11 protein-coding genes are annotated in these 13,197 nt (G+C 66.8%); 8 read left to right on the top strand and 3 right to left on the bottom strand.

What is annotated here, in order from left to right:
- Positions 1-3: 3 nt before the first annotated feature.
- From LGN19_RS15520 to LGN19_RS15505, 4 genes are read left to right on the top strand one after another with little or no spacing between them, the layout of a single operon-like run.
- The gene (locus LGN19_RS15520; protein ID WP_226215746.1) at positions 4-894 is read left to right on the top strand and encodes a DUF4123 domain-containing protein; all 891 of its coding nucleotides are present in this window, start codon (positions 4-6) and stop codon (positions 892-894) included.
- Positions 891-1,265: a DUF805 domain-containing protein gene (locus LGN19_RS15515; protein WP_226215744.1), complete on the top strand. Its 375-nt coding sequence runs from the start codon at positions 891-893 to the stop codon at positions 1,263-1,265. The genes LGN19_RS15520 and LGN19_RS15515 overlap by 4 nt, the downstream gene beginning before the upstream one ends.
- 8 nt (positions 1,266-1,273) lie before the next feature.
- Positions 1,274-1,753 carry a DUF3304 domain-containing protein gene (locus tag LGN19_RS15510; RefSeq protein ID WP_122945056.1) on the top strand — a complete coding sequence of 160 codons (480 nt, stop codon included), beginning with the start codon at positions 1,274-1,276 and terminating at the stop codon, positions 1,751-1,753.
- Positions 1,754-1,758: 5 nt separating this feature from the next.
- On the top strand, positions 1,759-3,882 hold the full coding sequence (locus LGN19_RS15505; RefSeq protein WP_226215742.1) for a phospholipase effector Tle1 domain-containing protein: 2,124 nt from the start codon (positions 1,759-1,761) through the stop codon (positions 3,880-3,882).
- Positions 3,883-3,933: 51 nt separating this feature from the next.
- Here the strand turns inward: LGN19_RS15505 and LGN19_RS15500 are convergent, their stop codons facing one another.
- The gene (locus LGN19_RS15500) at positions 3,934-5,181 is read right to left on the bottom strand and encodes a transglycosylase SLT domain-containing protein (RefSeq protein WP_226215740.1); all 1,248 of its coding nucleotides are present in this window, start codon (positions 5,179-5,181) and stop codon (positions 3,934-3,936) included.
- A 412-nt stretch (positions 5,182-5,593) separates the two neighbouring features.
- Positions 5,594-6,754 carry a porin gene (locus LGN19_RS15495; protein ID WP_122945059.1) on the bottom strand — a complete coding sequence of 387 codons (1,161 nt, stop codon included), beginning with the start codon at positions 6,752-6,754 and terminating at the stop codon, positions 5,594-5,596.
- 571 nt (positions 6,755-7,325) lie between these two features.
- On the opposite strand from LGN19_RS15495, the gene LGN19_RS15490 reads away from it, so the two are divergent.
- From LGN19_RS15490 to LGN19_RS15475, 4 genes are read left to right on the top strand one after another with little or no spacing between them, the layout of a single operon-like run.
- Entirely contained in the window at positions 7,326-7,835 is a 510-nt protein-coding gene (locus LGN19_RS15490) for a sigma-70 family RNA polymerase sigma factor (RefSeq protein ID WP_226215732.1), read from the top strand.
- Between the two features lie 3 nt (positions 7,836-7,838).
- The gene (locus LGN19_RS15485) at positions 7,839-8,825 is read left to right on the top strand and encodes a FecR domain-containing protein (protein ID WP_226215730.1); all 987 of its coding nucleotides are present in this window, start codon (positions 7,839-7,841) and stop codon (positions 8,823-8,825) included.
- 54 nt (positions 8,826-8,879) lie between these two features.
- On the top strand, positions 8,880-11,456 hold the full coding sequence (locus LGN19_RS15480; RefSeq protein ID WP_226215728.1) for a TonB-dependent siderophore receptor: 2,577 nt from the start codon (positions 8,880-8,882) through the stop codon (positions 11,454-11,456).
- Between the two features lie 55 nt (positions 11,457-11,511).
- Positions 11,512-12,291, top strand: coding sequence for a hypothetical protein (locus tag LGN19_RS15475; RefSeq protein ID WP_122945063.1), 780 nt, complete (start codon positions 11,512-11,514; stop codon positions 12,289-12,291).
- 23 nt (positions 12,292-12,314) lie between these two features.
- Here the strand turns inward: LGN19_RS15475 and LGN19_RS15470 are convergent, their stop codons facing one another.
- Entirely contained in the window at positions 12,315-13,187 is an 873-nt protein-coding gene (locus LGN19_RS15470; protein ID WP_226215727.1) for a LysR family transcriptional regulator, read from the bottom strand.
- Positions 13,188-13,197: the final 10 nt, after the last annotated feature.

Genomic DNA, 13,197 nt, shown 5'->3' with positions numbered 1-13,197 from the left:
GCGATGACTACGCTGGTTCAGACATGGGAAACGGCGGGTGCCGGCGAGCAGGCGGCGTTTCCCGATACGCATCGCTATCTGTTGACCGATGCATCGCAACTGCCGATCAATGCGGCGCCCTGGCGCGACCTGATCGCGCAAGGGCAGGTTCGCAACGTGCTGGACGGCCAGCCCGAGGCGAGCGATCCGGAAGTCTGCGCGCTGTTGTGCGACTATCGTGCGCCGCATGTTCCGGCGCTGCTTGAACGGCACCTCGCGCGACGGCCATTCGCGTTTTTGTCGCTGGTCAGCGTCTATCCGCTCGACGAGCTGGCGGCGAAACTCGGCGTCCGGACGCGCGTGATGCTGCCCGACGATCGTGACGGCCTGCTGCGGTTCTACGACGCGGCCGTGTTCCAGACGCTGGCGGGGGCGCTGTCGGAATCGCGCTATCAGGCGTTGCTGTCGCCATGCGTATCGTGGACCTATGTCGGTCGCGATGGTGTGGTCGGTACGGCACGGCATCCGCGCCGGCATGAACGGATCTTCTATGCACGGGTGGATGCGCGCGAGCTCGACGCGTTGCGCCGCGATAGCCGGCCGGACGCCGTGATCGCCGAACTGCGGCGCAACGGCCGGATTGCCGTCGATGCCGATCCGTTCGAAATGTATGCGGGCATGCGCAATCTGTTCGGCGTACTGGACGCACAGGGGCTGCAGGACGAGCGGCTGGCGTACCGGATCGCCGCGACGCTGGCGATGGTCGGCCATGTCCAGCTCGGCGATACGATCGTCGCCGAGTGCATCGCGGCGCATCGGAACGATCACGATGCGTTGTGCGACGCGTTGCTCGATCGTCTGATCGAACAGGACGATGCACGGGTTGAAGAGCCGGAACAGGAGGCGCGGCGATGAGCGTGCGGACCCTGTTCTCGTTCAGCCGCCGTGCCGGACGCATGCAGTGGTGGGGCGTGACCGTGCCGCTGCTGATCGCCGCTTCCGCGATCGATGCACTGGCCGATCTGCCGTTCGCGCAGCGCATGATGTCGGTCGTCGATGTCGCTGGCTGGGCATTCGCGATCGTGATGGTCTGGATGCTCGTGGCGGTATCGGTCAGGCGCTGGCACGACCTCGGCAAGTCCGGGTGGTGGACGCTCCTTCATGCCGTTCCGATCGGCGGCGCGTTCGTCGCCATCGCGATGAACGGGTTCTATCGCGGGGACGGCGCACGCAACCGGTTCGGTCCGCCATGGCCGGAAGCAAGCAACAACGACGCAAGTTTGTGAGGATATCGATGAAATTCAGGGCAGGGATGCATGGTTTGGCGCTCGTCGGGCTGGGTGTGCTCGCGGCATGCGGCAAGCACGGTGTCGATGCGTCGGCGGAGCCGCACAACGTGTGCGTCACCGGATACAACGAGTACGGCCGCAAGCTTCACGAGTTCTGGCTCGACAACGAGCACAAGTCGGGATGCTTCGGCAATCCGTCGGCACGGGAAGACGGCGAGGCCTTCGGCGGCGGCGGCGGATTCGCGTGCGGCTGCAAGGTGACGCCGGGGCAGAAGGTGAAGCTGTTCTGGGAGTTCGCGCAGCCGCTGGACGACATTCAGCGTGGCATTCAACCGGAACGCAAGACGATCGACGTGACGATCCCGCAGCCGGAATCGTCGACGTCGCGCTATCTGCGCGTGTATTTCCGCAAGAACGGCACCGCCGAGCTGCAGTGGGTCGACGACATGAACGCGCCCGAGCTCAAGCCGACTCAGGAGAAGTGAGCGCCATGGCCGAAATCAACCTGAAGAAGGATGCCGCAAGCGCGGAGACGGATCGCGTCAAGGCGGAAGCCGAGCAGATGTGTCCCGCGTGCGAGCACATGCTGTGGGTCAGCTTCTATTTCGACGGATTCGGTTTCGGCGACAAGGAAGGACCGCGAACCAACATCCTGAAGCTGTTCAATGCCGCATACGACAAGAAGAACAAGAACATGCGGCGCTTCTACTATCCGGGGCTCGGCGCCGACTTCGACCCCGAAGCCGGCGTGCTGCGCCAGGTCCTGAAGGACAAGGCGCTGGATACCGCCGGCGAAAAGGCTGGCGACAAGCTCAAGGACGCGACCATCGGCAAGGCCAAGGAAAAGGCGCAGAAGGCCACCGAGGACGCGTGGAAGCAGAGCGGCAAGATCGGGAATCCGACGTTGGGCAACCGCGTGAGCGACACGTTCGATACGCTGGTCGGCAAGGCGAAGGGCAGCATGGGCGACGCGCGCAAGCGGGTCGAGCGCGCGATCGAGCGGCCGGGTTCGGAAAAGAACCGCGCGTTGCGCTACCTGAAGCGCGAATGGAGAGGGTTCTGGCGCGATGTCGTCAAGTATCCGTACCGGATTCCGAAGACCGTGCTGAAGGAGGTCGGCAAGGAAACGCTCGGTGCGCTGGCCGAGTCGTTCCAGCTCTCGCGCGACACGAAGCTCGGTGCCGCCCTGTTCAATACGGGCGTCGATACGCGCCTGAAGGCGGCGGACGAGGATTTCAAGGCGGCGGTGGCCGGCGCGAAGCAAGCGGGAACGATCAACAAGATTCACATCGCGATCTTCGGCTACGACATGGGCGGCGGCCTCGCGCTGGCCTTTGCCAAGCAGCTGCTCGACGAAACCTGCAAGGGCGGGAAATACGACGGCGTGGCGGTCAGGATCAAGTTCATGGGACTGTTCGACTGCGTGACGAACCGCTTCGACGACAACCTGCTGACGGGCTACATTCCGTTGAGCAATGCGGTGTCGTCGGATCTGATCCTGTCGCCGGACATCGAGAAATGCGTGCACTACGCGGCCGCGCATGAACTGCGCGTGTACAAGCCGCTGACGATGCTGGGCGTCGATCCGGCAGACATGCGCGGCCGGCGGCAGGAGCGGCTCTTCCCGGGCGCGCAGGTCGATGTCGGCGGCGGGGCGATCGAAGGCGAGGACGGGATTTCCGACAAGCTCGCGCGCCTGCCGCTCGAGATGATGTACCACCGCGCATACGGCGCCGGGATACCGATGCCGAGCCTGACTGCGCTGGCGAAGGAGGACGGTGCGCTGTATCAGCAGGTGGTCGCGCCGCAGGAGGTCCAGGGCTTCCAGCTCGACTACCGGATCGCCGTCAAGAAGCTGGTGTCGACGACGCGCGAGATTCCGCCGCTGTCACCGCTGGGCGCGGGCATCGGCTATCCGTCGGCGGCGCGCAAGCCGTCGACCGGGCCGCTCGATTTCCTCAATCCGAAGCCGGTGCCCGACATGACGGACGGTTGCCGCGTGCCTGACACGACGCCGCCGCGCCCGGTCGTCGTGACCGACCTGCCGAAAGACATCCAGGGTGAGCTCAAGGGCCACATGGTCGTGTATATCCAGTGGCTGCGCATGTGGTACGACCGCGCGGAAAACCGCACGGCCGCGGAGCAGCGCAAGCCGGGCTGGCTGGGCGGCGCGGCCAACCCGCTGGCGTACGGTCGTTACGAGAAGCTGGTGCGCGAAATCGACTACCAGAAGCAGCACGGTACGCGGCCGATGTCCGGTTTCGATCAGAAGCAGGCGATGAAACAGCTCGGCGGCGAGCTGCCGGCGTCGATGTTCAACACCGATCCCCAGGCGCAGGCGCTGTTCTGGTTGTGGAACAATCCTGGCCAGCGCCTGCCGCAAGTCGAAGCGATGTATCCGCTGTTCGTGAAGCACGTGCACGACAGCATGGCGGAGAGCGACATCGAGGCCGTGTGGAGCCACCTCGTGTCGATCAAGAACTACATGAACACGCGGGCGATGCAGAAGATCGCGACTGCGCCCGACAAGTCCTTCCTGGATCGCGTCGCAGACGTCTATCACTCGCTGGTGTTGTCGGTATCGACGCCGTCCGGTACGACGGCCGCTCGATAACCGGCCAGCGCGTGACGCATGCCGGTTGCCGACGCGCAACCGGCATGCACGTTACTTCGAGATGTACCAGAGCGCGTCGGTGCTGACGCGCGTGGCCGGCGTCGTCGCGGCCGGTGCCTGAGGCGTGGCGGCAGGCGGCGTGTTCGACGTCACCGCGGTGGGCCACGTGGCCGGTGCGTTCGACGCGGGTGAGGGCGTGGCCGTGTTCGCGGCTGTTGCCGTTCCCGACGTCGACGGCGTATTCAGGTACCACAGCGCATCGGTCGACGCCGAGCGTTTCGCGGCCGTTGCGTTCGTCGCGGCCGGACTGGCTGCCGCGTTCGTCGACGCACTGGCCGACTTCTTCGATGCAGCGGCCGAAGCCGTCGCCGGGCCTGCCGTACCGGCCTGCGCCGTCATGCCGGCGCCATTGCCCGCGCTACGCTGCGCGCGCGCCTCGAACGGCCCGAGCTGGAAGATTAGCGTTTGCGCGGGACGCGTCAGAACGGCATACGGAAACTGCAGCTCCCACGACATCAGCACGCGCCCGGCCGACGTCTCGGTGAAGATCGCCGGCACGTGCTTCATGTCGCTGAACTGCACGTAGATCCGCGCGCCGTCGTCGAAGACCTGGGTCGGCTTCGCCTGGTCCGCACCTGTGACCGTCCATCCGAAGTTGTACGAGCCGGCCGGGCCTGCGGGGCCACCCTGCGGCGGCGGAGGCGGCGGGGCCGGCGAAATCGTGCGCGGGCGCGTGACCTGCTGCGGTGCGGACACGCTCAGGCTCGCGAACGGGTTGTACGCCTGGGCCTGTTGCGGCGGCGTAAAGGACGGTGGAAGGATAGGCATGGGTGTATCCGGCGAATCCGGCATGGTCCGGATTGCATCATAGACCTTGCGCGCATACGCGAGGCGCTTGTCGGGCGACGCGGCGTTGTACGCGCCGATCGCATTCCAGTTGGGGCCGAGCTGGCGGATGTTCTGCGACAGGATCCACGCGCCGACATACGCGTTCGTGCACGCGTCGAACAGGCTCTCCCGCGTGATGCCTTCGCGCGCGAGCGTCGGCAGCCAGGTGCTGTTGATCTGCATCAGGCCGATGTCGACCGTGCCGTTGGTATTCGTGTTGAGCGCGTTCGGATTCATCCCCGATTCGACTTGCGCGATGCCGCGCATCAGGCTGACGCTCACGTGCTGGAACGCGGCCGCGTCGTCGAGGCAATCGGCCCGTGCGACGCCGGCGAGCGCGCACGACATTGCAATCGTCGCGGCGATTTTCAGCGTTTCTCGGCTGATTGAACGGGTTGTCTGACGCGGCATGGCAGGATGGGGCGGAATCCGGCCGCCCGGTGCAAGGAAATTACGCAGACGCGAAGTGTGCCATAGCGAGCACGCAAATGGCTCGCGTCAAACTTTCCTTTGCATTTGCCCGTGCGTTCGCCACGCCTTTTTATCGCGTCCGATCACGGGGTTCAGCGAAGCATTGTCGGTAAAAATGGCCGGATTTTCGCGTGAATGCCGGGGCAGTGGCGGCGCTGAAATACTGGCGCGTCGCGACATTCGCTCGGGAAAATCGGTGTTGAATCAAACCGGATGGAAATCGCGCGGCAGTCGATATCCGGGTTGAAAAAGGTAATGAATAGGCGATCCGGAAACAACGGCGGCCGAAGCCGCCGTGTCGGTTCATGCGAATTCGACCGGCCGCGCAGCGCGCAGCGCCGGCCGTTTGGCATCAGAAGCGGTGACGCAGGCCGAGGTTGACCATCGTCTGCGAGCTCGTGCCCGCATAGCCGTACGAACCGATCGACGCCTGCGCGGCCATCGAGCCGCCCTTGCCGTCGCCGGTCTGGCCGCTTGCGTGTTGATAGGCGGCGGTCAGGTAGACGTCGGTGCGCTTCGACAGGTTGTAGTCCGCGCCGGCCGATACCTGGTGATAGGTGGCCGACGTGTCGCCGCCCGAGCGCGTGTAGCTGTAGCCGACGCCGACCAGCAGCGCAGTCGTCGCCTGGTAGTTCACGAAGCCTTGCCCCGTGTTGTAGTGCTCGTTCGAGCCGAACACCGAGCTGCCATCGCGGCGGTACTGCGCGTTGCTGTAGCCGAGGCCGAACGTGAACGGGCCGGCAACGTACTGGCCCGCGATGCGCGCGATGCCGATCGAATGCGCGCTCGCATAGCCGCTGTTGATCGGGCCGTCGAAGGTGCCGTCCGACGAGCTGGTCCAGCCGCTGCGCAGGGTGTTCGACGCGGGGCTGTTGGTCGTGTGGAAGTAGCCGCCCGCGACGCTGAACGGCCCGTTGTTGTACGACACGGCGGCCGAATACGAATTCGCGGCGCCGGTGCTGCCGGCGATGCCGCCGAACGAATACATCGCCGAGAACTGCAGGCCCGCATAGACGGCCGACGTGTATTTCACCGCGTTGTCGACGCGGAAGCTGTTGTCGTAGTTGTCGACGTCGCCGGCCGTCGCGAACACGCTGCCGAGATAGTTGTCGGCGGTGATGCCCTGCACGAGGTCGACGAGCGGATCGTACTGGCGGCCGAACGTGAGCGTGCCGTAGCGGTCGCTCGTCAGGCCGACGAACGCCTGCCGGCCGAACAGGCGGCCGCCCTGGCCCTGCCGGCCGGTGCTCGGGTCGAAGCCGTCCTCGAGCTGGAACAGTGCCTTCAGCCCGCCGCCGAGATCCTCGGTGCCTTTCACGCCCCAGCGGCTGCCGGCCAGGTTGCCCGCGCTGCTGTTGCCGAGCATCCACGCGTTGTCCTTGCCCTGCGCATGGTTCACGTAGGTGATCGACGTGTCGATCACGCCATACAGCGTGACGCTCGACTGCGCATGCGCGACGGGTATCGCCGCGAATGACGCGATGGAAATCAGCGAGAGGGTCGTGCGTTTCATGTCATCTCCTTGCGCATTGGCTCGTGTTCGTGATCCGGAATGGCAGGAGACTACCGAGCCCGATTGAATCGGCAAAAATGAAATTCTCTTTTGTGGCCTGAGACAGACAGGGATGTCCTCCGATCTCGGCGATCGAGGGATTTGAATTGTTGAGAAAACGCGTATCAATTGGCGGTCATTTTGTGATTTCGCCATTGCGACTTGCATATCTCGCGATAATTTCGGGCAATGGGGGGAGGAATCAAGGTGGCCGGGATATTGTTTTCGATGCATCAAATAACTATTTAATGAATCGAATTGGCCGGGTGTAATGAATGTGTTAGCGACGCGCCGTGCGCATCTGGCGACGGCATCGCGGCCCGGTCGCCCATACCTGTCTCATTGCCGCGGCGTGCGTGGAACGCCGTGCCTGGGCTCTCCTGGCGTGACCGGCAGCGGCGCGCCGCCCGCCGGAGCACGCCGGCGCCCACCGCCCACCGCCCACCGAAACCGCGGCCGCCTGTCTCGTTTTGTATATAATAATCATTCTCATTTACAAAATCGTTGACGCCTGCGCGCCCGGAACCCGGCCATGACTGCTGACAAGCTGTCTCTCCATCGAGAAATCGACGCCCTCTACACGGGCCACCACGCGTGGCTGCGCGGCTGGTTGAGCCGGAAACTCGGTTGCGCGCACCGCGCGGCCGATCTCGCGCACGACACGTTCATGCGCCTGCTCGCGCGCGACGAGCCGATCGGCGCCGACGAGCCGCGCGCGTTCCTGACGACGGTCGCGCAGCGTGTGCTGAGCAATCACTGGCGGCGCGAGCAGATCGAGCGAGCGTATCTCGATGTGCTCGCGCAGCGCCCTGAAGCCTATGCGCCGTCGCCGGAAGAGCGGGCCGTCGTGATCGAGACGCTGCTCGAAATCGACCGGCTGCTCGATGGCCTGCCGCTCGCGGCGAAGCGTGCGTTCCTGCTCGCGCAGCTCGACGGGCTCACGCAGGCCGAGATCGCGCGCGAACTCGGCGTGTCGCTTGCAACGGTGAAGCGCCATCTCGTGAAGGCCGGCACGCAGTGCTTCTTCGCGATGGCGGCCTGACCGATGGCCACTCCCGGAGCGCCGGTGGTGCCGCCGCAGGTTGCGCGGCGCGCGGTCGAATGGTGGGTCGACCGCCAGGCCGGCCGCACCGATGAAGCGTTCGACGCCGCGCTCGCGCGCTGGCGCGCGGAAGATCCGGTGCACGACGCGGCATGGCGCCATATCGAAACGATGCAGCGCAGGTTCGGCGGGCTGGCGGCCGGGCTCGACCCGCAGGCCGCGCACGCGGCGCTGCTGCCGCCGCGTGTGGGCCGCCGCCGCGCGGCCGTGAAGGCGCTGGCCGTGCTGCTGTTCGCGGGCGGCGCCGCATGGATGGCCGAGCCCGCGCGACGCGCGGCGATCTGGCCGGCCGACCTGCGCACGGCGGTCGGCGAACGGCGCACGGTGACGCTCGCGGATCGCACGGTCGTCGTGCTCGATACCGACACGGCGCTCGACGTGCGCTTCGACGACACCGCGCGCCGCCTGCGCCTGCTGCGCGGCACGATCATGGTGACGAGCGGCCACGACGAGCGCGTGCCCGCGCGTCCGCTCGTCGTCGCGACCGCGCAGGGCGAGCTGCGGCCGCTCGGCACGCGCTTCACGGTGCGGCAGCACGATGGCGCGACGCGTATCGAGGTGTTCGCCGGTGCCGTACACGTGCAGCCCGCCGATGCGACGGCCGGCGCGCGTGTGATCGCGGCCGGAGAGGGCGCGGATTTCACGCGCGACACGATCGGCGCATCGGCCCCGCTCGACGCGTATGCGTCCGCGTGGACGGGCGGCATGCTCGTCGCGTCGCGCATGCGGCTGGCCGACCTCGTCGCCGAACTCGATCGCTATCGCCGCGGCAGCCTGCGCTGCGATGCGGCCGTGGCCGACCTGCGCGTGTCCGGTACCTATCCGCTCGACGATCCCGCGCGCGTGCTCGACACGCTGAAGGCGACCTTGCCGATCGACGTTCACTACCTGACGCGCTACTGGGCGACGGTCGTGCCGGCCCGTTCGTGAGCCTGTCGAAAAAATTTTCCGCCGACCTGAGCTGTTTTTCGATGTTCGCGTGACATGGGTAATGAAAGCAGCACTGGCCCATCGTCCACCGACTTCCCGATCATGGTTTCCATCCGTCTCACGTATCGGCGCCGTCCGGCGCCCGCCCGACATCTGCCGCACGCCACGCGCCCGGCCGCACTTGCCGTGCCCGGTCGCCTAGCGCGCCGGCTGGCCGGCGCCGTCCTGTTGTCGGCGCTGTTGCCGCTGCCCGCGCTGGCCGACACCGACACCGATGCGGCGCCGGCCGCGCAGCGCGCGGCGCGCCGTGCGTTCGACATTCCGGCCGGCCCGCTCGAAGCGGCATTGAACCGGTTCGGCCGCGACGCGGGCATCCTGCTCGCGTTTCCGGCCGAGCTGACGGTCGGCCTGACGAGCGGCGGCGTGCAGGGCCGCTTCGACGTCGACGGCGCGCTCGACCGTCTGCTGGCGGGCACCGGGCTCGTCGCGTTGCGCCAGCCGGGCGGTGGTTACACGGTGAAGCGCGCGGACGGTGCCGTGGCACGCCCCGCGGCGGCCGGCGTGGCCGCGGGCGCCGAATTGCCCGCGATCAATGTGCGCACCAGCGCGCTGCGCGCCGAAAGCTATCGCGCGCCGAAGGAGGCGGGCGTGCTGCGTTCCGACATCCCGCTGCTCGACACCGCGCAGGCCGTCAACATCGTGCCCGCGCAGGTGCTGCGCGACCAGCGTCCGCGCAATCTCGACGACGCGCTCGGCAACGTCAGCGGCATCACGCAGGGCAACACGCTCGCGGGCACGCAGGACACCATCATGAAGCGCGGCTTCGGCGGCAACCGCGACGGCTCGATCATGCAGAACGGGATGCCGCTCGTGCAGGGGCGCGCGTTCAACGCGGCGGTCGACAGCGTCGAGGTGCTGAAGGGGCCGACGTCGCTGCTGTACGGGCTGATGGACCCGGGCGGCGTGGTCAACGTCGTCACCAAGCAGCCGCAGCTCAAGCGCTACAACGCGATCTCGCTCGGTGCGTCGACGTTCGGGCACGGCAAGAACGGCGGCGGCGCGACGTTCGATTCGACCGGGCCGGTCGGCGATTCGCGGCTTGCGTACCGGCTGATCGTCGACCAGTCGAACGAGCAGTACTGGCGCAACTTTGGCGAATACCGGCAGACCTTCGTCGCGCCGTCGCTCGCATGGTATGGCCGCGATACGCAGGTCGCGGTGTCCTATCAGTACCGGACATTCCATTCGCCGTTCGATCGCGGCACGGCGCTCGACCCGCGCACCAACGCACCGCTCGACATTCCCGCGCGGCGGCGCATCGACGAGCCGTTCAACAACATGGACGGTGAATCACACCTTGCGCAGTTGAGCGTCGATCACCAGTTCAACGCGGACTGGAGCGCGCATTTCGGCTACAGCTACAACCGTGAGACCTACGACGCGAACCAGTTGCGCACGACGGGCGTCGATCCGGTGAAGGGCACGATGACGCGCAGCAACGACGCGACGCACGGCTCGCTCAGCACCGACAGCTACGGGATCGGCTACGTGAACGGCAAGCTGATGCTGGGCGGGATGCGGCACGACGTGCAGGTCGGCTTCGACACCGAATACCGCCGCATCTACCGCAAGGACATGCTGCGGCAGGCCGTGAAGACGCCGTTCAGCTATCTCAATCCCGTCTACGGGCTGCTGCCGCCGTCGAGCACGGTGTCCGCGAGCGACAGCGACCAGACCGACACGCTGCACGATGCATCGGCGTTCGTACAGGACACGATCCACCTGACCGACAAGTGGATCGTGTCGGGCGGGTTGCGCTACATCACGTACAACCAGGTCGCGGGGCGCGGCCGGCCGTTCGTCGCGAACACCGATCTCAGCGGCTCGAAGTGGCTGCCGCGCGCGGGCGTCGTCTACAAGTGGACCGACACGTTCTCGCTGTACGGCAGCTATTCGCAGTCGCTGAAGCCGTCATCGTCGATCGCGCCGATGACGGGCTACATCATCGACGGCGCGACGCCGCCCGAGGAAGCGACCGCGTGGGAGGTGGGCGGCAAGCTCGACCTGCCGGGCGGGATGACCGGCACGCTCGCGTTCTTCAACATCGACAAGAAGAACGTGCTCGTGTCGCAGTACAACGACGCGACCAAGCTGACCGACTGGCGCACGTCGGGCAAGGCGCGCTCGCGCGGGATCGAGCTCGACGTGTCGGGCAGGATCGGCGAGCGCGTGAACGTGATCGCGAGCTACGCGTATATCGACGCGAAGACCACCGAGGATCCGCTGTACGCGGGCAATCAGCTGTGGAACGTCGCGCGCCACACGGCATCGCTCGCGGGCGTCTACGACTTCGGCACGGTGATCGGCGGCGACGACCTGCGCATCGGCGCGGACGTGCGCTACGTCGGCGCGCGCCCCGGCGATTCGGCGAACAGCTTCACGCTGCCTTCGTACGTGCTCGCCGACGCGTTCGCCACGTACGACACGCGGATCGGCAAGCAGAAGCTGTCGTTCCAGCTCAACGTGAAGAACCTCTTCAATCGCACGTACTACCCGTCGAGCGCGAACCGCTACTTCGTCGCGATCGGCGATGCGCGACAGGTGTCGCTGCTCACCACGCTGCAGTTCTGACCACGCAATCGCCGCGCGGCCGTCATGATGGCGCGCGGCTTCGGAGAAGCTCCAGATGAACCGGAACATGAAGACCGGCGCCGTGCGCGCCGTTGCCGCCAGTGCGCGGCGTCGTACCTTGCGCGCGATCGCGGGCTCGGTGCTCGCGATCGGCGCAGGCCTTGGCCTCGGCGCGGGTGTGGCCACCCCCGCATTGGCAGCCGATGCGCCGCAGGCCGTCACGCGCGTCGCGATGCTCGTGCAGTTGCGCGGCCCGAACCTGAAGGTCGACGAACGCATCGTCCAGCATCTCGGCGAACGCGGCTATGCGGTACGCCTGATCGACGAATCGTCGACGCCGGATGCGGCGCGCGATGCCGACCTGGTCGTGATCTCGTCGACGGTGTCGTCGAAGAACGTGCGGCCCGGCTGGCGCACGCTCGACAAGCCGCTCGTGACCTGGGAAAACGACCTGCTCGACGATCTCGCGATGACGGGCAAGCGTCACGACGTTGACTTCGGCGAAACGGGCAAGGAGCGCTACCTGTGGCTCGTCAATGCGCCGCACCCGATCTCGGCCGGGCTGCCGGCCGGCGCGACGAACGTGTACGGCAAGCAGGCGCCGATGAGCTGGGGCAAGCCGGGGCTCGGCGCGATCACGATCGCGACCGTGTACGGCCAACCCGACAAGGCCGCGATCTTCGCGTACGAGAAGGGCGCGACGATGGACTACGAAGCGCTCGCGCCGGCGCGCCGCGTGATGTTCTTCCTCGACAACGACACGTTCGTGAACCTGTCGCCGGCCGGTGTCGCGCTGTTCGACGCGGCCGTCGACTGGGCGGCCGGGCGGCGCTGATTTGCAACGGCGGCCCTGGGCCGCTAGGCCGCCTGCGCCGCCGCTTCGATCAGTTGCGCCAGTTGCTGCGCCGGCTCCGACATCGTCCGCCGCGCGCGATGCACGAGCCCGATGTCGCGGTGAAACGTGTGAGGCCCGAGGTCGATCGCGCGCACGCCGGCCGGCCAGCGGCGATACACGCCGGTCTGCGGGACGAGCGCGACGCCGACGCCGTTCTCGACCAGCTTGACGATCGCGTCGAGCTCGTCGAGTTCGCAGGTGTCGCGCACCGCAATGTGCATCTTCCTCAGAAAGCGATCGACCTGGCGGCCGCCGAACGACGCGCGGTCGTAGCGCACGAACGGTTCGCTCGCGAGCAGTTCGGCCCAGTCCCTGCCTTTCACGCTGCGCGGCACGATGAGCCGGAACGGTTCCTGCACGAGCGTCGTCCAGTGCAGGTCGCTTTGCAGCGAAAACGGCGGCCGGATGATCGCGGCCATGTCGATCTCGCCCGCGTCGACCCGGTTGACCAGTTCGATCGACAGCCCCGGTATCACGCGTGTCCGGCACGCGGGATGCCGGCGATGGAAATCGGCGAGCGCGGCCGGCAGCAGCGCGCTCTGCACCGACGCGATCGCGCCGATCGTCACGCGCACGGCGGCCGGCGAACCGGGCGCCGTCGAGCTCAGGTTCTCGTACAGGCCGATCAGCGCCTGCGCCTGGTCGAGCACGTGATGACCCATCTCGTTGAGTCGCGCCGACCGGCCTTGCCGGTCGAACAGCGCGAAGCCGAGCTCGGCTTCGAGACGCTGCATCTGCGCGCTCACGGCCGCCTGCGTGAGCCCGATACAGTTGCCGGCCGCGGCGAACGTGCCTTCCCGGGCGACGGCGACGAGGGTTTTCAGTTCGCGGATCATTCATCAATTC

Source organism: Burkholderia sp. AU30198 (assembly GCF_020419825.1).
In the GTDB taxonomy this organism is placed as follows: Bacteria; Pseudomonadota; Gammaproteobacteria; order Burkholderiales; family Burkholderiaceae; genus Burkholderia.
This window is presented reverse-complemented; position numbering and strand designations above follow the sequence as displayed.

Coding starts and splice junctions, on each gene's coding strand:
- LGN19_RS15520 (WP_226215746.1), top strand. CDS start 4: ATGACTACGCTGGTTCAGACATGGGAAACGGCGGGTGCCGGCGAGCAG.
- LGN19_RS15515 (WP_226215744.1), top strand. CDS start 891: ATGAGCGTGCGGACCCTGTTCTCGTTCAGCCGCCGTGCCGGACGCATG.
- LGN19_RS15510 (WP_122945056.1), top strand. CDS start 1,274: ATGAAATTCAGGGCAGGGATGCATGGTTTGGCGCTCGTCGGGCTGGGT.
- LGN19_RS15505 (WP_226215742.1), top strand. CDS start 1,759: ATGGCCGAAATCAACCTGAAGAAGGATGCCGCAAGCGCGGAGACGGAT.
- LGN19_RS15500 (WP_226215740.1), bottom strand. CDS start 5,181: ATGCCGCGTCAGACAACCCGTTCAATCAGCCGAGAAACGCTGAAAATC.
- LGN19_RS15495 (WP_122945059.1), bottom strand. CDS start 6,754: ATGAAACGCACGACCCTCTCGCTGATTTCCATCGCGTCATTCGCGGCG.
- LGN19_RS15490 (WP_226215732.1), top strand. CDS start 7,326: ATGACTGCTGACAAGCTGTCTCTCCATCGAGAAATCGACGCCCTCTAC.
- LGN19_RS15485 (WP_226215730.1), top strand. CDS start 7,839: ATGGCCACTCCCGGAGCGCCGGTGGTGCCGCCGCAGGTTGCGCGGCGC.
- LGN19_RS15480 (WP_226215728.1), top strand. CDS start 8,880: ATGGGTAATGAAAGCAGCACTGGCCCATCGTCCACCGACTTCCCGATC.
- LGN19_RS15475 (WP_122945063.1), top strand. CDS start 11,512: ATGAACCGGAACATGAAGACCGGCGCCGTGCGCGCCGTTGCCGCCAGT.
- LGN19_RS15470 (WP_226215727.1), bottom strand. CDS start 13,187: ATGATCCGCGAACTGAAAACCCTCGTCGCCGTCGCCCGGGAAGGCACG.